Source organism: Sporosarcina sp. P2, assembly GCF_002743255.1.
Lineage (GTDB): Bacteria > Bacillota > Bacilli > Bacillales_A > Planococcaceae > Sporosarcina.
In genome coordinates, this window is record NZ_PDYY01000021.1 from 1 (window position 1) to 20,137 (window position 20,137).

At 42.3% G+C, this 20,137-nt stretch carries 19 protein-coding genes, 1 tRNA gene, 1 other RNA gene and 1 other annotated feature; of the genes, 16 read left to right on the forward strand and 5 right to left on the reverse strand.

The window, feature by feature from the left end; genetic code table 11:
* The first annotated feature begins 445 nt into the window (after window positions 1–445).
* From CSV67_RS16000 to CSV67_RS16010, 3 genes are all read left to right on the forward strand, one after another.
* Complete coding sequence (locus CSV67_RS16000; protein ID WP_099632589.1) at window positions 446–928, forward strand: glutathione peroxidase; 483 nt, start codon at window positions 446–448, stop codon at window positions 926–928.
* A 105-nt stretch (window positions 929–1,033) separates the two neighbouring features.
* The gene (gene guaB / locus CSV67_RS16005) at window positions 1,034–2,500 is read left to right on the forward strand and encodes an IMP dehydrogenase (RefSeq protein ID WP_099632590.1); all 1,467 of its coding nucleotides are present in this window, start codon (window positions 1,034–1,036) and stop codon (window positions 2,498–2,500) included.
* 178 nt (window positions 2,501–2,678) lie between these two features.
* Complete coding sequence (locus CSV67_RS16010; protein ID WP_099632591.1) at window positions 2,679–4,034, forward strand: D-alanyl-D-alanine carboxypeptidase family protein; 1,356 nt, start codon at window positions 2,679–2,681, stop codon at window positions 4,032–4,034.
* A 19-nt stretch (window positions 4,035–4,053) separates the two neighbouring features.
* On the opposite strand, the gene pdxR is transcribed toward CSV67_RS16010, so the two are convergent.
* Window positions 4,054–5,469, reverse strand: coding sequence for a MocR-like pyridoxine biosynthesis transcription factor PdxR (pdxR, locus tag CSV67_RS16015; RefSeq protein WP_099632592.1), 1,416 nt, complete (start codon window positions 5,467–5,469; stop codon window positions 4,054–4,056).
* A 100-nt stretch (window positions 5,470–5,569) separates the two neighbouring features.
* On the opposite strand from pdxR, the gene pdxS reads away from it, so the two are divergent.
* Entirely contained in the window at window positions 5,570–6,415 is an 846-nt protein-coding gene (gene pdxS, locus CSV67_RS16020) for a pyridoxal 5'-phosphate synthase lyase subunit PdxS (RefSeq protein WP_099632593.1), read from the forward strand.
* Window positions 6,416–6,702: 287 nt separating this feature from the next.
* Window positions 6,703–6,910: a binding site (T-box leader), on the forward strand.
* A 69-nt stretch (window positions 6,911–6,979) separates the two neighbouring features.
* The gene (gene serS / locus CSV67_RS16025; protein WP_099632594.1) at window positions 6,980–8,263 is read left to right on the forward strand and encodes a serine--tRNA ligase; all 1,284 of its coding nucleotides are present in this window, start codon (window positions 6,980–6,982) and stop codon (window positions 8,261–8,263) included.
* A gap of 98 nt (window positions 8,264–8,361) precedes the next feature.
* Here serS and tadA read toward each other — a convergent pair whose 3' ends face one another.
* A complete protein-coding gene (gene tadA / locus CSV67_RS16030) occupies window positions 8,362–8,862 on the reverse strand; it encodes a tRNA adenosine(34) deaminase TadA (RefSeq protein ID WP_099632595.1) in 501 nt (166 codons plus the stop codon).
* A gap of 173 nt (window positions 8,863–9,035) precedes the next feature.
* Here tadA and CSV67_RS16035 point away from each other — a divergent pair, with 173 nt between their 5' ends.
* The gene (locus CSV67_RS16035; protein WP_099632596.1) at window positions 9,036–9,683 is read left to right on the forward strand and encodes a deoxynucleoside kinase; all 648 of its coding nucleotides are present in this window, start codon (window positions 9,036–9,038) and stop codon (window positions 9,681–9,683) included.
* Window positions 9,670–10,326 (forward strand): deoxynucleoside kinase, encoded by a 657-nt coding sequence (locus CSV67_RS16040; RefSeq protein ID WP_099632597.1) that lies wholly within the window; start codon window positions 9,670–9,672, stop codon window positions 10,324–10,326. Before CSV67_RS16035 ends, CSV67_RS16040 begins: the two co-directional genes overlap by 14 nt.
* A gap of 15 nt (window positions 10,327–10,341) precedes the next feature.
* Here CSV67_RS16040 and CSV67_RS16045 read toward each other — a convergent pair whose 3' ends face one another.
* Complete coding sequence (locus CSV67_RS16045; protein ID WP_099632598.1) at window positions 10,342–11,706, reverse strand: aspartate kinase; 1,365 nt, start codon at window positions 11,704–11,706, stop codon at window positions 10,342–10,344.
* A gap of 155 nt (window positions 11,707–11,861) precedes the next feature.
* Here CSV67_RS16045 and CSV67_RS16050 point away from each other — a divergent pair, with 155 nt between their 5' ends.
* From CSV67_RS16050 to thrB, 3 genes are read left to right on the forward strand one after another with little or no spacing between them, the layout of a single operon-like run.
* Window positions 11,862–13,154 carry a homoserine dehydrogenase gene (locus CSV67_RS16050; protein ID WP_099632599.1) on the forward strand — a complete coding sequence of 431 codons (1,293 nt, stop codon included), beginning with the start codon at window positions 11,862–11,864 and terminating at the stop codon, window positions 13,152–13,154.
* A gap of 6 nt (window positions 13,155–13,160) precedes the next feature.
* Window positions 13,161–14,219, forward strand: coding sequence for a threonine synthase (gene thrC / locus CSV67_RS16055; RefSeq protein WP_099632600.1), 1,059 nt, complete (start codon window positions 13,161–13,163; stop codon window positions 14,217–14,219).
* Window positions 14,219–15,115, forward strand: a complete 897-nt coding sequence (thrB, locus tag CSV67_RS16060) for a homoserine kinase (RefSeq protein WP_099632601.1) — start codon at window positions 14,219–14,221, stop codon at window positions 15,113–15,115. Before thrC ends, thrB begins: the two co-directional genes overlap by 1 nt.
* A gap of 189 nt (window positions 15,116–15,304) precedes the next feature.
* Here thrB and CSV67_RS16065 read toward each other — a convergent pair.
* Window positions 15,305–15,397 (reverse strand) — tRNA-Ser (locus tag CSV67_RS16065).
* Window positions 15,398–15,486: 89 nt separating this feature from the next.
* Window positions 15,487–15,681 carry a hypothetical protein gene (locus CSV67_RS16730; protein ID WP_158232965.1) on the reverse strand — a complete coding sequence of 65 codons (195 nt, stop codon included), beginning with the start codon at window positions 15,679–15,681 and terminating at the stop codon, window positions 15,487–15,489.
* 136 nt (window positions 15,682–15,817) lie between these two features.
* Between CSV67_RS16730 and ffs the strand changes: the two genes are divergently transcribed.
* The 6 genes from ffs to CSV67_RS16095 all read left to right on the forward strand — a co-directional run bounded on the left by ffs (window position 15,818) and on the right by CSV67_RS16095 (window position 19,793).
* Window positions 15,818–16,083: signal recognition particle sRNA large type (gene ffs / locus CSV67_RS16070), an RNA gene on the forward strand.
* Window positions 16,084–16,208: 125 nt separating this feature from the next.
* Window positions 16,209–16,661 carry an S-ribosylhomocysteine lyase gene (locus CSV67_RS16075; RefSeq protein ID WP_199173213.1) on the forward strand — a complete coding sequence of 151 codons (453 nt, stop codon included), beginning with the start codon at window positions 16,209–16,211 and terminating at the stop codon, window positions 16,659–16,661.
* Between the two features lie 85 nt (window positions 16,662–16,746).
* Entirely contained in the window at window positions 16,747–18,492 is a 1,746-nt protein-coding gene (gene dnaX / locus CSV67_RS16080) for a DNA polymerase III subunit gamma/tau (RefSeq protein ID WP_099632603.1), read from the forward strand.
* Between the two features lie 21 nt (window positions 18,493–18,513).
* On the forward strand, window positions 18,514–18,834 hold the full coding sequence (locus CSV67_RS16085; RefSeq protein ID WP_099632604.1) for a YbaB/EbfC family nucleoid-associated protein: 321 nt from the start codon (window positions 18,514–18,516) through the stop codon (window positions 18,832–18,834).
* 11 nt (window positions 18,835–18,845) lie between these two features.
* On the forward strand, window positions 18,846–19,442 hold the full coding sequence (gene recR, locus CSV67_RS16090) for a recombination mediator RecR (protein WP_099632605.1): 597 nt from the start codon (window positions 18,846–18,848) through the stop codon (window positions 19,440–19,442).
* A gap of 87 nt (window positions 19,443–19,529) precedes the next feature.
* Window positions 19,530–19,793: a pro-sigmaK processing inhibitor BofA family protein gene (locus CSV67_RS16095; protein ID WP_233192641.1), complete on the forward strand. Its 264-nt coding sequence runs from the start codon at window positions 19,530–19,532 to the stop codon at window positions 19,791–19,793.
* The last annotated feature ends 344 nt before the right edge of the window (window positions 19,794–20,137 follow it).

A 20,137-nucleotide genomic window follows, 5' to 3' on the forward strand; every position in this document is an offset into this window, starting at 1 on the left:
CCCTGTGAGAGTAGGACGTTGCTAGGCATGCGAAGCCATTCCCTTTGGGGAGTGGCTTTTTTGTGTTTAATTATGAATATGAGCTAAATTTAGAGTTGAGTGATTGTAGATTTTAGTTAGTTGCTCAATAAATCGTGTTAAGCGCTCTATCGTCTCGCTTACTCGCTCGATGAGGCATGGTATGCGCTCTATCGTCTGACTTATTTGCTCAATGAGTCGCGCTAAGCGCTCTATCACCCTGCCAAACCGCTCAATGAAACATCCCAAGCGGCCTATCCCGCTTATCCGCCCCATTAAAACCCAGCTTCCACATTGAGCTTCCATCTCGTCTGCAAATGTCTCTATATTCCTATCTTCAATACTCTAAAATCTTACTAGTAAACAAGATACTAGGTATTCATTCAATAGTCGGGTAAAATATACTAAAGAAAAGAGGCGATACTGCATGACGACAGTTTATGATTTCACAGTGGAAACTACTGATGGAGAAAAGAAATCTCTAAAAGAATTTGAAGGAAATCCAATGATCATTGTCAATACTGCTAGTAAATGCGGCTTCACAAAACAATTTAAAGAACTGCAACAACTGTATGAAGAATATAAGGATCAAGGGCTGGTTGTATTGGGCTTCCCATCGGATAATTTTAATAATCAGGAATTTGATGATATTGAAGAGACGATGAATTTCTGCCAATTGAATTATGGCGTGACGTTCCCTATGTTTGCCAAGATAGATGTAAAAGGTGATGAAGCAGCACCTTTATTTACGTATCTTGCAGAACAGCAAAAGGGAGTATTAACAGAAGGTATCAAATGGAACTTCACGAAGTTCTTAATTGATTCAAACGGAAAAGTAGTTGATCGTTTTGCACCACAGACCAATCCACTTAAGATGCAAAAGTCACTCAATAAAATATTTGACAAGTAAATGTAATGGCCAGTTTATAAACTTCTATCTTGACACGTCTCATTGACGCTGATAACCTTTTAATAATCTGAATAGACAATAGTAATTTTAGGAGGAAGAAAGTTAATGTGGGAATCAAAGTTTTCTCGTGAAGGTCTGACGTTTGATGATGTATTATTGGTGCCGGCTGCGTCTGAAGTATTGCCAAAGGCCGTTTCGCTGTCTGTGAACTTAACGGATAGTATTAAGTTGAATATACCTATCATCAGTGCAGGTATGGATACAGTAACGGAATCTAAGATGGCGATATCTATGGCTCGTCAGGGTGGAATAGGTATTATTCATAAAAATATGAGTATTGAAGAACAAGCTGAGCAAGTTGTTACGGTTAAACGTTCTGAGAATGGAGTTATTAAAAATCCGTTTTTCCTAACACCGGAACACCAAGTATTTGACGCGGAGCATTTAATGGGTAAATATCGTATCTCAGGTGTCCCAATTGTTAACAACATGGAGGAGAAGAAACTGGTTGGTATTTTGACGAACCGTGATCTGAGATTCATTCAGGATTATTCCATTATCATTGATGAAGTCATGACGAAAGAAAACTTGGTGACGGCCCCTGTTGGAACTACACTAGAAGATGCAGAGAAAATGCTACAGCAATATAAAATCGAAAAGCTTCCGATTGTAGATGATAAAGGTATTCTTAATGGATTAATTACAATCAAAGACATCGAGAAGGTTATTGAGTTTCCTAATGCAGCAAAAGATAAGGCTGGGCGCTTACTTGTCGGCGCGGCTGTAGGAGTCACCGTAGACACGTCTACACGCATTGAGAAGCTTGTACAGGCGGAAGTTGACCTAATAGTTATTGATACGGCACACGGCCACTCTAAGGGTGTTATTGACACAGTCAAAGAGATCCGTAGAAACTATCCCGACCTTGCAATTGTTGCAGGAAACGTAGCAACGGCAGAAGCAGCTGAAGCACTGTACGAAGCAGGTGCTGACGTAGTGAAGGTTGGTATTGGTCCTGGTTCTATTTGTACTACCCGTGTAGTTGCAGGTGTTGGTGTACCACAAATCACTGCTATCTATGAATGCGCAACAGTTGCGCGTAAATATGGCAAGACGATTATTGCCGATGGTGGAATTAAATATTCTGGCGATATTGTCAAAGCATTGGCTGCTGGTGGCCATGCGGTTATGCTTGGAAGCCTGCTTGCAGGTACTACCGAAAGCCCAGGGGAGTCTGAAATCTTCCAGGGACGTCGTTTTAAAGTGTACCGTGGAATGGGTTCAGTTGCCGCGATGGAAAAAGGTTCTAAAGATCGTTACTTCCAAGAAGATGAAAAGAAACTTGTACCTGAAGGCATTGAAGGTCGTATGCCGTATAAAGGGCCTTTGTCTGATACCATTCATCAACTTATAGGTGGTATTCGTGCAGGTATGGGGTACTGTGGTTCAAAGGATCTTGAAGCACATCGTGAAAATGCACAATTTATTCGCATGACAGGTGCTGGTTTATTGGAAAGTCATCCGCACCAAGTACAAATTACAAAAGAAGCACCGAACTATTCGGTACGTTAATCTATTATTTAAAGGGCAGTGAGAAATTCTCTCCTGTCCTTTTTTGTATTTATACGGTGGATAATAATATATAATGATTTCATGGGAGAATATGTGTTTTTTTTTGCCATAAGCATATTTGACTTGCGGGGAATATGGTACACTGATTTTTGATATTGTGACTACGGAGGTAAGATGAGTGGAAAAAGTAACACAGAGATGGTTGGCGATTTTAATGGTGCCAATGATAGTGCTGATGTCGTTTGGTATGCAGGGATCTGTAGCAGCAGAGGAAAGTGAATCTTCACTGGACATCCGTGTAAACGGAGCTATTTTGATAGATGCCGATAGTGGAAAGGTATTATACGAAGAGAACGCGGATAAGCCGCTCGGTATTGCGAGTATGACAAAAATGATGACGGAATACTTGATGTTCGAAGCTCTTGACGATGGAACGATTACATGGGATCAGGAATACCAAGTTACTGAGTATACGTATAAGGTGTCACAAGATCGCCGTTTAAGTAATGTACCGCTCCGTCGGGATGGCTCCTATACAATTCGTGAACTTTACGAAGCTGTAGCCATTTACTCAGCAAATGCGGCAACTATTGCGATTGCCGAATCAATTGCAGGATCAGAAGAGGAATTTGTCAATCTTATGAATGAAAAGGCTGAAGAACTTGGGCTGACAGATTATAAATTTGTCAATTCCACGGGGTTAAACAATAGCGACTTACAAGGTATGCACCCAAGTGCGTTTGGCGAGAAAGATGAAAACGTTATGCCAGCTCGTTCTGTCGCTAAACTAGCCTATCATTTATTGAAGGAATATCCCGAAGTATTAGATACGACCAAAATTGCAAAAAAGACATTCCGTGAAGGCACGGACGATGCCATTGATATGGTGAACTGGAACTTCATGTTACCCGGGTTAGTGTATGAATATGACGGTATCGATGGTTTGAAAACAGGAACTACGGAATTTGCAGGACATTGTTTCACTGGAACTGCAGTGCGTGATGGACGACGTGTTATTGCTGTTGTAATGAATGCAGTGGATGATAAAGGCGTTGGATCTTATGAAGCACGTTTTGATGCCACTCGTAAATTATTTGATTATGGCTTCAAAGAATTTAGTGAAACAGAGCTACTCAAAGCAGGACATCAGTTCAAGAAGCAGAAAACGCTAGACGTGATTAAAGGGAAAGAGAAGAAAGTAGCAATCGCTACAAAGAAACCTATTAAAATGCTAGTTCGCAATGGCGAAGATCAAGACTATACTACTGAACTCGTATTGGATGAGAAATTAGTGAAAAATGGACAAGTCCAAGCGCCAATTAAAAAAGGGACGGTCGTTGGTCATGTCAAACTAGTAAAAAAAGAGGGTTCAGATTACGGGTTTATTGATGGAAAAATAGTGGATGCAGAAGTAGTCACGACTGAAGAGGTGAAGAAAGCTGGTTGGTTCCCGTTAACTATGGGGGCAATCGGTAATTTCTTCTCCAATGCATGGAATAGTTCCACTGGTTTCGTAAAAGGCTTATTTAATTAACTACCAAAAGACAGCGTACCTACTCAGGTATAGCTGTCTTTTTTATATTCCATACATCAAACAACTTTGGAATTGCCCGTTTGATGTCATTTTCAGTTAGTCCACCGAAACCGATAAGGAATGAAGGAGGGGATTGGTCAGGTGTTACCTTATAGGTGTCTAGACCACGAACTTTTATTCCTGATTGAAGAGCTTCACTAACTAGTTCCTTTTCAGTTCTAGTCGTATGAATATGAAGCAACACATGCATACCTGCTTCATCGCCCGAGAATGAAATGTTAGATCCATACGATTTCAATAAATTTGTCAACGTATGCATTTTTCGACGATAGATTTTACGCATGCGGTTCAGATGGCGTGAAAATTGTCCATCCGCCATGAAACGTGCAAGGATATGTTGATCTATCCGCGGTACAGAAGAAGAGTAGGGAATAAAAGCCTGACGGTACGTATCCAATAGCCTTGGTGGCAACACCATGTAGGCGATCCGCATAGATGGCATAAGAGATTTAGTAAATGTACTTAAATAAATGACGTTTTCTCCTTTATCCATCCCTTGCAAGGAAGGTATAGGACGTCCCCGGTAACGGAATTCACTGTCATAGTCATCTTCAATTATGAAAAACTCGGGATTGGATGCAGCCCAGTTCAAAAGAGCAATTCTACGAGCCGCAGACAGCACTGTACCGGTTGGGAACTGGTGAGAAGGGGTTACGTAGGCTATAGAAGCATCAGACCGTTGTAGTGCCTTTACGTCAAGTCCTTCATGGTCGACTGCAATGGGAATCGTTTTTCTGTAGTTTTCGGTAAAGACGTGTTTGGTCATGAGATAGCCTGGATCCTCAATTGCATAGCGAGCCCCTTCACCTAGTATCCGAATAATCAAAGGTAAAAGCTGTTCTGTACCGGAACCCACAATGATTTGTTCAGGCGTACAGTCTACTCCCCGCGAATGGTATAAATAGCGGGCAATTTCCTGACGCAACTCAATATCACCATGTGGGTCACCGAGTAGTAATAAGTGGGCATGTGATGTATCCATAATATCTCGCGCGTATTTTCTCCATACGATGAATGGGAAGTTTTCTGTATCAATGGAACTTGGTGAAAAGTCATAATCCACGGGTTTGCTTACGGGAATCTTGGATAGAGTATCTGATTTTACAGGTTGTACATAGGCGAGTTCTTCTATTGCTTGTACGAAATACCCTTTTCGTGGTTCCGCCGCGATAAAACCTTCCGCCATCAGTTGATCATATGCCATTTCTATTGTTGTTTGGCTGACACCAAGGAACTCTTCCAGTTGACGTTTGGAGGGTAGTTTCATGCCAACAAGAAACTTGCCATCAATCATGTCTTGTTTAATTTGATTATATATTTGTTGATAAAGCGGGATATCCGAATTTTTTTGAAGCTCAATAAAAATCATGTCCATTATGACCCCTCTAATCTGACCACGTTGTTTAATGCACAACTGGCTATTTTCATATGGTCAATTTCAATTATACTGAAAATAACAAAAAGGGGGAAATGAAATGAATTTTACTTATGGCGGCGTTATCATGGATGTAATTAATGCAGAGCAGGCAAAGGTGGCGGAAGCAGCGGGAGCTATTGCGGTTATGGCATTGGAGCGAGTACCTTCTGATATTCGAGCGGCAGGCGGTGTTGCGCGTATGGCTGATCCACGAATCATAGAAGAAGTACAAAAAGCAGTTTCCATTCCTGTCATGGCCAAAGCACGTATTGGTCATATCTCGGAAGCACGGGTATTAGAAGCACTAGGTGTAGATTTCATTGACGAAAGCGAAGTATTAACACCTGCAGACGATGAATTTCACTTATTGAAAAGCGATTTCAGTGTACCATTTGTTTGTGGGGCAAGAAACCTTGGTGAAGCAGCACGTCGTTTAGGTGAAGGCGCAAAAATGCTTCGTACAAAAGGAGAACCTGGCACAGGAAATATCGTAGAAGCCGTACGTCACTTGAGAATGATTCATGCCCAAGTTAGTAAAGTAGTACATATGAGCAAAGACGAGTTAATGACGGAAGCCCGTAACCTTGGTGCTCCATATGAGATTCTACTTGCTATTAAAGAAGCTGGTCGTTTACCGGTTGTGAACTATTCTGCCGGAGGTGTTGCGACGCCTGCTGACGCAGCATTGATGATGGAACTTGGAGCGGATGGAGTATTTGTTGGTTCAGGTATTTTTAAATCAGAGAAGCCGGAAGCATTTGCACGGGCGATTGTACAGGCTACTACGAACCACCAGGATTACGAGTTGATTGCTGAGCTGTCAAAAGGGATTGGCACGCCGATGAAAGGCTTGGAAATATCCCAGCTTGCAGAGAGTGAATTGATGGCGACTCGCAGCTCGTAATTTGCTTGGTCAGCGCTCTGGGTTAGGCATAGAAGCCATAGAGCGTTAAATAACCCATCCACACGGGCATTGAAGGATTACGTCTAACCATGAGACAGCTAAGAAGTACGCTAGTTGTCTCATGGCCCTGGCGAATCTCCCACAAACTTTTCTATGAATTCAATAAAATATATAAAAGTGATTGTATGGGGGTAATTTTGTTTAGAATTACGACATTTCCCAGGCTATAACATACCATGTTTCTTGTCAAAAGTTAGAAATTGTAGTATGGTATATGTAATTTCACATACATTACGATGATAGGAAGCAGTAGCGACAGTGTTTTTTTTAGAGAGCTAGCGGATGGTGAAAGCTAGTAAAAACCGTTGTGAATCCGTCCTGGAGTAGCAAAATCGAATCAGTAGGTTTTGCCGGTCAGTTGAGCCGATATCTCAAACAAGTGGGCTGCACAATCAGTCAATTTGGGTGGCAACGCGGGTAGTTCTCGTCCCTATTTTTAGGGGATGGAGGGCTTTTTTTATTGCTTTTTATTATTAGTGATGTAAATACAAGGAGGCAGATGGCGTGCTAGACAGTAAACTATTGCGTGCAAATTATGAAGAAGTAAAAGCAAAACTTAGTAAACGTGGAGAGGATTTAACCGACTTTGAAAAGTTTGGTGGTCTTGACGAGAAACGACGCGAAATTTTATCTAAAGTAGAAGTACTGAAAGCTGAGCGTAATGAAGTATCACAACAAGTAGCGCAAATGAAGCGTAATAAAGAAAATGCGGATGAAGTCATCGCAAAGATGAAAAAAGTTGGCGAGGAAATCAAAGCGTATGATCAAGAACTTTCTACAGTAGAAGAGGAATTGAATTATGTGCTTATGCGTATTCCAAACATTCCTCACGACAGCGTGCCAGTAGGGGATAGTGAAGAGGACAACGTAGAAGTTCGTACGTGGGGAGAGTTACCGACGTTTGACTTTGAACCTAAACCACATTGGGAGATAGGAACGGATCTTCAACTATTAGATTTTGAACGAGCAGCAAAAGTAACAGGTAGTCGTTTCGTGTTTTACCGCGGACTCGGTGCACGACTTGAACGTGCATTGATCAACTTCATGCTTGATCTTCATCAAGAAGAACACGGCTACGAGGAAATGCTGCCGCCATATTTAGTAAATCGTACAAGCTTGACTGGAACGGGACAACTGCCAAAGTTTGAAGAAGATGCATTCTTAATTGAAGAAGAGGATTACTTCCTCATTCCAACATCCGAGGTTCCTGTTACCAACTTCTATCGGGATGAAATCTTGGAAGGATCTAAGTTACCAATTGCGTTCACAGCGTATAGTACAAATTTCCGTTCTGAGGCAGGGTCTGCAGGTCGTGATACGCGTGGATTAATTCGCCAGCATCAATTCAATAAAGTGGAGTTGGTTCGCTTTGTGAAACCGGAAGATTCATACGACGAGTTGGAGAAATTGACTGGCCATGCGGAAAAAGTATTGCAGTTGTTGAAGTTGCCGTATCGTGCACTCAAGATGTGTACAGCAGATTTAGGTTTTACGGCTGCCAAGAAGTACGACTTGGAAGTATGGATACCTACACAAAACGTCTATCGAGAAATATCTTCTTGTTCCAACTTTGAAGATTTCCAAGCGCGTCGAGCGCATATTCGTTTCCGCCGTGAGCCGGGTGCGAAGCCTGAGTACGTTCATACGTTGAATGGTAGTGGTTTAGCTGTCGGTCGTACAGTAGCAGCGATTTTGGAAAATTATCAGCAGAAAGATGGTTCTGTTGTAATTCCAGATGTGCTTCGACCTTACATGGGTGGAAAAGAAAAAATTGAAGCACCTAAATAAGTGGATACGCTATTAATCTGTATTCCATATGATTAACTATTTTTCTCTTTCAAATTCAAAAGCTAATGAATGAAATGCAAAAGGATGAAGCCCTACACTTACGAGTTTGACTCTAGGCGTTGGGCTTCTTTTTTCGCGGCTTTTCTTTTTTCTCTCAAGGATCGAAAGAAGTCGGTAAGGAGTTGTCCGCAATCCTCACCGAGGACACCCTCGGTTACAATGCATTCGTGATTGAATCGGGAGTCATTAAGTAGTTGATAAAAGGTGTGGACACAACCCCCTTTAGGGTCACGTGCGCCGTAGACGACTCGTGGAATACGAGATTGTAGTATGGCACCTGCACACATAGGGCAAGGTTCAAGTGTGACGTATAGTGTAGTGTCTTCTAGACGCCAACTACCTATCTTTTCACATGCTATTTGGATGGCGGATAGTTCCGCGTGAGTGACAGCGTTTTGTGTGGTTTCACGAAGATTATGGGCTGCAGCAATTACTTGTTCATTATGTACAATAACTGCGCCAATGGGAACTTCGGCAAGCGCGGCGGCTTTTTCAGCTTCTGCTATTGCCAGTCTCATGTAGTATTCATCATCTTTCATCAATGTATCACTCCTTATCAACAGTCTATCATGCAGAACATCAAAATCAATTAGTGAAATGTTCCACGTGAAACGATCGAGAAGAAAACACTAAATAACTCAATATAATTCACATTGTATATGGTTGTCTATGATAAAATGGAAAGGTAACAAATTGAAAGGGTGAGTGGTAAATGTTTGTCCCGTTTATTGCGGTAGAAGGTCCGATTGGTGTAGGGAAGACTACGCTCACGGCAGCAATTGCTGAGACCTTTTCATATAATCAATTAAGAGAGATTAGTGGAGAAAATCCTTTCCTTGATCAGTTTTATCAAGACAAAGAAAAGTGGAGTTTCCAGACGGAAATGTTTTTCCTGTGTAATCGATATGAACAATTAAAGAAAATTAATAAAGAATATATTTCACAAGGGTTACCCGTGGTGGCCGATTATCATGTATTCAAAAATATGCTTTTTGCCCAACGTACATTAGAGTCAAATGATTTTGTGAAATATAAAGATATCTATCATATTTTGACGAAAGATCTACCTATGCCGAACGTCGTTATTTCATTGTCAGCATCTATTCCTACACTGCTCAACCGAATAGACGAGCGTGGTCGATCGTATGAAGCAGATATGGATCCTGATTACTTACTACAACTTTCGAAAGATTACCGTACTTATTTGCCAGAGTTCGAAGCAACATGCCCTGATGTCCAAGTTATCCATATAAACGGTGATGTAGTGGACTATGTGCGCAATAAAGATGATATGGATGCAATTCTAAGCAAAGTTTATGAGGCGATTCAGAAAGGTTTGAAGCTAAATGAAGTTACCTAATATACCGGAAAATAGTGTATTCGCGGTAGCGGGAATGGTAGGAGTAGGGAAGTCAACAATGGCACACGCGATTGCCAAAAGACTGGGATTTCAAGAGTCCTTGGAAAACGTAGCAGAAAATCCATATTTAGAGAGATTCTACGATGACTTTGAACGTTGGAGTTTTCATTTGCAAATCTTCTTTTTAGCAGAACGTTTCAAAGAGCAAAAGCATATCTTCGAAAGCGGCGGCGGTTTTGTACAAGATCGTTCCATTTATGAAGATGTAGGGATCTTTGCCCAAATGCACGCTGATAAAGGAACTATGGAAGCGGTCGACTTTGAAACATATATGAAACTATATGAAGCAATGGTGATGACGCCATATTTCCCACATCCAAATGCACTTATTTACTTGGAGGGACCACTACCTGTCATTCTTGATCGTATTGAAGAGCGTGGTAGGGATATGGAGATGCAAACACCGAGAAGTTATTGGGAAGAGATGTATCGCCGTTATGAACAGTGGATTGATTCTTTTACTGCATGCCCAGTCATTCGGCTAAACATTGAAGAATATGATCTATTAGGAAATGAACAGGATATTGAGTTAATTATCGGGAAAGTGGCTGAAAAAATGAAAAAAACGACACCCCTTATATAAGGCGTGTCGTGTGTCTTAATGAACAGGAACTTCTGTGAAAAATTCCTGATATAGCTCTCGAAGGACAATGTTTTCATCTTTTTCTTGAATACCGAATACTAAGCTAACCTCTGAAGATCCCTGGTTGATCATTTCAATATTTGCACCTGTACGTGCGATGGCAGATGCTGCGCGTGCTGCCAACCCTCTTGCATGGCGCATGCCTTCACCCACAAGTACTACCATGGAATAATCACGTTGGAAATGTACGTCATCAGGACATAACTCTTGTTCAATGCGCTTAACGATACGTGCTTCCTTTTCCGGTGTTAAGTGTTCATCGCGAATAATAACAGACAAGTTATCGATACCTGACGGTGTATGCTCAAATGGAATTTCTTCTTCTTCCAGAATTTGTAGCAAGTGACGTCCAAAACCAATTTCCAGGTTCATCAAGTACTTAGCAACGAAGAGTGTAGAAAATCCCTTATCGGCAGCGATTCCGACAACCGATTGAAGAGTATGGTCACGGTCCAGAACGATCATTGTGCCGGGCGCACTTGGATTGTTAGTATTCTTGATACAAACAGGAATTTTGTGACGGAATGCAGGTACTAAAGCTTCCTCGTGAAATACAGAAAACCCTGCATATGCAAGCTCACGCATTTCTCGGTATGTCATGGCATCGATCGCGCGTGGATTTTCGATAACCGTTGGATTTGCTGAAAAAACGGAGTCAACATCGGTAAAGTTTTCATAAAGTTCTGCATTCGTTGCTGCCGCTAGTAGGGCGCCTGTAATATCCGAGCCGCCGCGGTTAAACGTACGCAATGTTCCGTCTTCTGTGTAGCCGAAAAAGCCTGGAAATACGATAATACCTTCTTTATCGCGTAGTTTACAGAGCTTTTCGTTGCCTTCTGGAAGAGCGCGTACACGTTCTGGACGGTGGTTAACAAGTAATCCACCTTCACGGGGACTTACATACTCTGCTTCGACACCGATATGTTGAAAGTACGCTGCAATCATTTTTGCGTTATTGTCTTCTCCGGCAGCTTTTAAGCTATCAACGTATAAAACTTCGTCAGATTGATCTTTATTTAGGCGTCTAACGATATCTTGCTCAATTACTTGTGCAATTTCTTCGTCTAAGCCTAGTCCTTCTGCAATTTCTTTGTAACGATCCACAACCATTTGCAGCGAATCTAGGGTGTCTTCACCAGCAAGTGATGCATTTGCCAAATCAATAAGCAAATCAGTTACTTTAATATCAGAAGAAAAACGTTTACCTGGTGCAGAAACTACGACGATCTTTCTCGATGGGTCGGATACGACGATGTCGACCACTTTCCGGATTTGTTCCGCGGATGCGACGGATGTTCCGCCAAATTTACATACTTTCATTGAGTACCAGATCCTATCTATTTTGAGATTATCTATCTATTTTTTAGAAGATTCGTGAAAACAGGTTGTTATTAAAGTCGGAATTCTCTATAATTGTCCTTATACGAAGAACGATTGTTTTTTCATAGTGTACATATAGTTAGGAGAATCGTCAAATGAAAAATGAGAAAAATGAAATTAATATTGGTTTGCTGGGTTATGGAGTAGTCGGAAGTGGTGTTGCAACTATTTTGCATAATCACCAAGATGACTTACAACATAAGCTCGGTGTTCCTGTATCTATTAAGAAAGTCCTTGTTAAAAACTTGGATAAAAAACGCAATGGCGTGATACCTCAAGAAATGTTCACTACATCACTCGATGAAGTGTTAAACGATCCCGAAATTGACTTGATTATTGAAGTGACGGGAGGGTCGTCTGAAGCAATTCGACGTTCACTTGAAGCAGGTAAAGGTGTTGTCACCGCGAATAAGGATGTCATGGCAGAGTCTGGACCTGAATTATTGAAATTAGCAGATGAAAATAAATGCGACCTATTTTATGAAGCGAGTGTGGGTGGTGGTATTCCATTAATTCGTACATTGGAAGATGGATTAGCGTCCGACAGGATCACCGCATTAACAGGAATCGTCAATGGAACAACCAACTTCATTTTAACAAAGATGAAACATGAAAATAAGACGTATGAAGACGCATTAGCGGAAGCGACGGAATTGGGCTTTGCAGAAGCTGATCCTTCAGCTGACGTAGATGGTATTGATGCAGCGCGTAAGATGGTTATTCTTGCTTCTTTATCCTTTTCTACAGACGTGCATCTTGACGATGTATTTGTCCGTGGTATGAAGGAAATTGCAGACGGTGATCTTCAGCTTGCGGAGCAATTCGGTTACACAATTAAGATGACGGGTTCTGCTAAAAAAGATGAAGAAGGAATTGAAGTGGCCGTAGAGCCGGTATTTGTTCATAACTCTCATCCACTAGCTACAGTCAATAATGAATTTAACGCAGTGTATGTGTATAGTGATGCAGTAGGTGAGACAATGTTCTACGGACCTGGAGCTGGTTCATTACCTACAGCGACTTCTGTAACAGGTGATGTAGTGGCGGCTTGCCGTAATATTTTGCTCGGTGTGAATGGTAAGAGAATGCATTCACCACAATTTGAACGCAAAGTAAAAACGGATGATCAGAAGTACGCACGCTATTTCCACCGTATAACGGTACGTGACGAGGTAGGTGTGTTGACGGAATTGACATCTATTTATAGTCACCACAAAGCGAGTCTAGCGACAGTCGTCCAAGATTCAGATGTGCACGATGAAGGCGCAGATTTAATCTTCATTACACATAAAATTTCCCGTCAACAACATTTAGATATTTTGGCAGACTTAAAAGACACACCTGCGGTCATTGACATTTCTAGTCATTACCGTGTGGAAGGAGAATAAGGAATTATGAGAAGATGGAATGGATTGATCGAAGAATATAAAGAATGGTTGCCGGTGACAGAGAATACTCCCGCGTTAACACTGCAAGAGGGAAATACACCGTTAATCCATCTCGAGAACTTATCAAAACAGTGGGGAATCAATCTGTATGTGAAAACAGAGGGAACGAATCCAACTGGTTCATTTAAAGACCGGGGAATGGTAATGGCGGTTGCAAAGGCAAAAGAAGAGGGGAAAACGGCGTTGATCTGTGCTTCAACGGGGAACACGTCTGCTGCAGCTGCAGCATATGGTGCACGAGCGGGTATGCGTACAATTGTCGTTATTCCGGAAGGTCGTATTGCATTGGGTAAGCTTGCACAGGCGAAAATGTACGGTGCGGAAATTGTGGCCATCGAAGGAAACTTTGACGAAGCACTTCGTATGGTACGTGAACTAGGCGAAGGGAAAATTGCGCTGGTGAACTCTGTCAATCCTTATCGACTGGAAGGCCAGAAGACGGTAGCGTTTGAAACCATTGAACAGCTTGGTAAAGTACCGGACATCTTTGCATTGCCTGTTGGAAATGCGGGTAATATATCTGCAGCGTGGAAAGGTTTCAAAGAATATGCAGGGAAAAAAGGTACGAATACACCAAAGTTACTAGGAGTACAAGCAGACGGTGCAGCGCCAATCGTATATGACCGTGTATTCGATGAGCCTGAAACGGTAGCAACAGCAATCCGTATTGGAAACCCAGCTAGTTGGCATTTGGCAACGCAAGCACTTGAAGAATCAGGTGGCGACATCTTGTCCGCTAATGACGAAGAGATTCTAGAAGCGTATCAATTGCTAGCTGCAACAGACGGGATCTTTGCAGAGCCAGCATCTTGTGCAACAATTGCAGGTATTAAGAAACAACTTGATGCGGGATTGATTGAAAAAGGGACGACAATAGTTGGAATCCTGACAGGTAATGGCTTGAAGGATCCTGAAACAGCAATCAATGTCAATGCAGATAAGCCCATGATGACAAATGAACAGTTCGATAACTTCTTAAAAGAATTGAAAGAGGGGAACGACTAATGACGGAAGCCGGTTTTTCAGTGACCGTGCCAGCCACAACGGCTAATCTCGGACCCGGCTTCGATCATTTAGGTCTTGCCCTTTCACTTAACATGACAATAGATGTAACATCAGCTGACGCGTGGTATGTGTTGTATCAAGATAAGGAGTATGCCGCACTACCGACAGATGAAACAAATCTAATCGTACAGACTATTCAGGATGTCGCATTGCGGTATGATCGAGTGATTGCATCGCAAAAGCTAGTAGTACATTCAGATATTCCTTTAGGAAAAGGCCTAGGCAGCAGTGCTACAGCCATTGCAGCAGGTATTGAAATTGCAAGTGAGCTGGCAAGTTTGCAACTATCTCCAAAAGACAAGTTGCGGATCGGCAGCGAACTAGAAGGACATGCCGATAACGTTACTGCTGCATTGATTGGAGGAATGACAGTCTCGTACTTTGCCGAAGATGAGATGGAAGTACTGACATTCCCAGCACCCCCGATTGGTGTTGTCATCCTAGTGCCGCCGGTTGCTTTAAAGACGGAAGCTTCGCGAGGGTTGCTACCTGACCAACTGACACATAAAGTGGCAGTACGCGGAAGTGCAGCGGGCAGTGTGATGACTGCTGCTATTGCGCAATCGGATTGGGTGACGGCAGGCCGTATGATGGAACGGGACTTATATCATGAACCTTACCGAAAAGTTGGATTCCCTAACTTTGATGAAATACGTTTGGCTTGTAAGGAAGCAGGTGCGTACGGCATGACAATTAGCGGAGCTGGGCCTTCACTTTTCGTAGCTGTACCACCAGGAACAGAGCAACAAGTGGCGGCATCATTGGAACAAAGCTTTCCACATTACCAAGCACTTGCCCTGCAACCGGCAGAGGCAGGCGCACACATCACAAAATAAAAACAGCGTCAGGACTGATTCAGTCACTGGCGCTGTTTTTTCACAATGGATGTATTCTTTTCATGGATTTATATATTGTATACCAGTCAACCGTCCCCGCCTAAAACGCAGATCAGTGGATTCTATTTAAATTTTTATTTTTAGGCAATAAAAAAACGTTACATCAAGTAACGTGTGCTGTCAAAAAAATGGCGGAGGAAGAGGGATTCGAACCCCCGCGGGCTTTAACACCCCTGTCGGTTTTCAAGACCGATCCCTTCAGCCGGGCTTGGGTATTCCTCCGTATCAGACAAGTAATATCTTACCACGTCTTTTTTAAAGCGTCAACCATTATTTTTTCTTTTTTTCTCGCAACGATACGAGAAGCGCCACTAATAAAAACTCGTCAAGGCTACGGACTGGAGTAGCGCACCATACATAAAGTTGAAATCCGATTGCAGGAAAATCATTATCAATCTGCTTAGCGGGACGGCAGGCAACGTAATGACCGCGTAGACTCGCACTTCTGCGTTATGGAAACTAAGGTCACAACGTTTAGCTGGAACCATGCTGTTCATCTCATTCATTTCAATTAGTGTACTTTCTAAAGTGCGTGAAAGAAAAGGTTTTTTACTGTTTACGCGATAGGGGGTTGAAACACATTACGATGAATAAAAGGTTTACCGTTGCAATCACAATTAACTATGGGTATAATAAGAAATGCCGTGCTAGGTGGGGAATTAGCGGTGCCCTGTAACTTGCAATCCGCTCTAGCAAGACTGAACTCCTTTCCGAGGCTGTCCGCATGTAGGGTCTGCCTCTTGCACGTAGTGTTGACGTCTGGGTCCTGCGCAATGGGAACCCATGAACCATGTCAGGTCCGGAAGGAAGCAGCATTAAGTGGACTCTCTCATGTGCCGCGGGGTAGCCTAGACCGAGCCAACGATAAGAGTAACGCTTATGTGCGGCAGTCGAAGAAAGGTGCACGGCATAAATTCAATAATTCACTCGTCCATTTTACTATGGACGAGTTTTTTTTTGTGCCTAAAATAGTGTATACTTCAATGTAGTCCGTATAACTGGAAGGGAGCGATCTACATTGTCTGAGAAAAAAATGAATGTCGAAAGTTTTAATTTGGATCATACGAAAGTGAAAGCACCTTATATTCGATTAGCGGGAACTTCAGAAGGAAAGAATGGCGACAAGATCTTGAAATATGATATCCGCTTTTGCCAGCCGAATACAGATCACATGGATATGCCAGCGCTTCATTCACTAGAACATATGATGGCAGAATTCAGCCGCGACCATTCGGATCAAATCGTCGACATCAGTCCAATGGGCTGTCAGACAGGTTATTATCTAGCTGTAATCAATCATGACGACTATAATGATATTCTATCTATAGTAGAGAATACATTAAATGACGTACTGTTAGCGACGGAAGTACCGGCATGTAACGAAGTACAGTGTGGTTGGGCAGCAAGTCATAGTCTTGAAGGTGCAAAGGAAATTGCACGCGCAATGCTTGATAAGAAAGACGAATGGACAGAAGTATTTGCGTAATATATCCAAGCGATATACGGTGAAAAAATCGTGTTTCGTGTTATAATAGAAGTATTATGCAATCGGAGAAAAGGGGGGGGAGTAGTTGATTTACCAAGCACTATACCGCGCGTACAGACCACAGGCTTTTGGTGAAATGTCAGGTCAGCAGGCGATCAAGCAAACTCTGCAAAACACCCTTCTCCATCAGAAGACAACACACGCCTATCTATTCTCAGGACCTCGTGGAACGGGAAAGACAAGTGCGGCGAAGATATTTGCGAAAGCACTAAATTGTGAAAATGGTCCTGCAACAGAACCATGCAATGAATGCGAGACGTGTAAAAGCATCACAGAGGGATCTAACACAGATGTAACTGAGTTTGATGCGGCTTCCAATTCGCGCGTAGAAGAAATTCGTGACATTATTGAACGTGTGCATGTGGCACCTTCCAATGCGCGATTTAAAGTCTATATCATTGATGAAGTGCATATGCTGTCCAATTCAGCCTTTAATGCATTGCTGAAGACACTAGAAGAACCCCCCGCTCACGTCGTATTCATTTTGGCGACTACAGAACCTCATAAGTTGCCGCTTACTATCATTTCCAGATGTCAACGATTTGATTTCAAGCCCATTACGGCACCTGAAATCATTGATCGAATGGAAAAGGTTATTGGAGATATTGGAGTTACGGCGGAGACTGGAGCATTGCGCGCAATCGCACAAGCTGCGACGGGTGGAATGCGGGATGCGCTTAGTATGCTCGACCAAGCCGTGTCATTTAGCGGAGACGAGTTGACGACAAGTGATGCGTTACTAGTGACTGGAGCAATTGGTGAAGAAATCTTTTATCAGCTAGCACAATCAATTCAAACGAAAGACGCGGGATCCGCATTGTCTTTACTGAATGAACTGATTGCCGAAGGTAAAGATGTAGGTAGACTTGCCGAAGACATGATCACGTTTTTCCGTGATATGTTACTACTTGGCACCGCGCCTGAGTTGACAAGTCTTCTGGAATTAATTTCAGATGGTGAAAGATTTCAGGAACTTGCAAAAGAGTTTCATTCGGATGAATTGTACAGGTACATTGATATCCTTTCGAAAACACAACAGGAAATGCGTTTTTCTAATCACGGGAAGGTCTACATTGAATCTGCTTTATTGAAAATGATTCATTCCGGTGAGCAACAACAAATGCAATCTTCTGCAGCTGACCCTGAAATGGCCCAGAAATTTGCAATTCTAGAACAGACCGTTAGACAACTTCAGCAACAACTGGCAACAGGGGCTGTGCAGCAAGCCGCGGAACCGCAAGCACCGGCAAAAAGAGCTGCATCAACTGCTTCTAGATCTGCCAAAGTGCCAACGGGTAAAATTGTGGAAGTCTTAAAATCGGCAACGAAGTCCGATATTCAAGTGATTCGTGAGCAATGGGCGGGTATGATGCAAAGTATGCAACGCTCACACGCCGCTTTATTGGAAGAGACGGAGCCTGTAGCAGCATCAGAGACGGCTTTTGTGCTAAAATTTAAATATGAAATTCATTGCTTGATGGCTTCTGAGAATGCTACATTACAAGCTGGACTATCGAATGCATTACTGCAGCTGACAGGAAAAGGCTATGAAGTAGTCTACGTAGCGGAGGAAAGCTGGCTGCAAGTTCGTGCTGATTTCATTCGAAAAAGTGGTTTGGCCAGTCAAAATAGTAAAGATAACCCTCAACAGTCAGACGATGAGCAACCAACGTCAGCATTTATGGAAGAAGCAACAATCGAAGACGCTGACCCACTCGTAACTGAAGCTGAGAAGATGTTTGGAAAAGATTTTATTACAATAGAAGAGTAATTTACTAAGGAGGAATTATTTATGCGTGGAGCAGGGAATATGCAAGGTATGATGAAGCAAATGCAAAAGATGCAAAAGAAGATGGCAGAGGCACAGGAGAACCTAGGTAATGAGCGAATGGAAGGTACAGCAGGTGGCGGCATGGTAAAAGTAATCGTCTCTGGCCATAAAGAAGTACTTGAAGTGATCATTGATCCGGAAGCGGTAGATCCAGAGGATGTAGAAATCTTACAGGACTTGATTGTTATCGCTACAAATGACGCTATTGCAAAAGCAGAAGAAATGACGAACTCCACAATGGGCCAATTTACAAAAGGAATGAACTTACCCGGGATGTTCTAGGAGGTTGTATAATGCATTATCCTGAACCTATATCTAAGTTGATGGATAGTTTTATGAAACTGCCAGGCATTGGCCCCAAAACTGCGGGTCGTCTGGCGTTTTTTGTATTAAGTATGAAAGAAGATACTGTGCTGGATTTTGCCAAAGCGTTAGTGGATGCGAAACGTAATCTTCAGTTTTGTTCAGTTTGTGGTCATATTACGGATATCGATCCATGCTATATCTGTCAGGATCAATCACGTGATCGCACAACCATATGTGTCGTTCAAGATCCGAAAGACGTGATTGCCATGGAAAAAATGCGTGACTACCGTGGTTTGTACCATGTACTACAAGGTGCCATATCACCGATGGACGGTATCGGGCCGGAAGATATCAACGTTCCTTCACTATTGACTAGACTCCAAGAAGATGAAGTGCAGGAATTGATTCTTGCGACGAACCCTACTATAGAAGGAGAAGCAACAGCTATGTATATTTCAAGGCTGGTTAAACCATCCGGAATCACGACAACGCGTATTGCCCACGGCTTACCTGTCGGTGGAGATCTAGAATATGCAGATGAAGTTACATTGTCTAGAGCATTGGAAGGTCGTCGAGAACTATAAAAGAATTAAAAGATAGAGAACGAGTAGACTAATCCTCTGAAGAGACGCATATAGATAAGTATCTATGAGATAGAAAGGGCGTTTTCTGTGAGGATTTTAGTCATAGCCATATTAGGAGTCGTATCATTATTGCTTTTAAGTATGAGTCGAACCACTCTCGAAAAAAACATGGAGCGACTATCGGTGTTCTGGTTTAGATTAGCTTTCGCGTTCTTTATTCTCTTCTTAATGAACATTGCTGGTGGATTTATTGGCATCTACGTTCCTGTAAACATCGCATCCGGCATGATCTTAGCTATATTAGGAGTACCTGGATTCGCAGCGCTATGCAGTTTCGCCATTCTTTTTTAAAAGAATGGTGAAAAATCTTGCATTCTCATAAATAGGGTGGTATATTTATAAGCGTCGCATCAAGCAGTTGCAAAAACATCAAACTTAACAAGAAAAACTTTTTAAGAAAAAGTGTTGACAACAAAATGATGAGATGTTATTATTAGAAAGTTGCCTCTTACGAGAGACCAACCGAATGAACCTTGAAAACTGAACAGCAAAACGTTAACAAAATACAGTTTGTGCACCTAACGGTGACACAAACAAAATGAGTATCTTAATTGATGCCAGCAAATGAAACTCGAGCTAATCGAATTTTCATTTTACTGACTGACAAGATGTAGTGAAGTACTAGGAGATGAAGG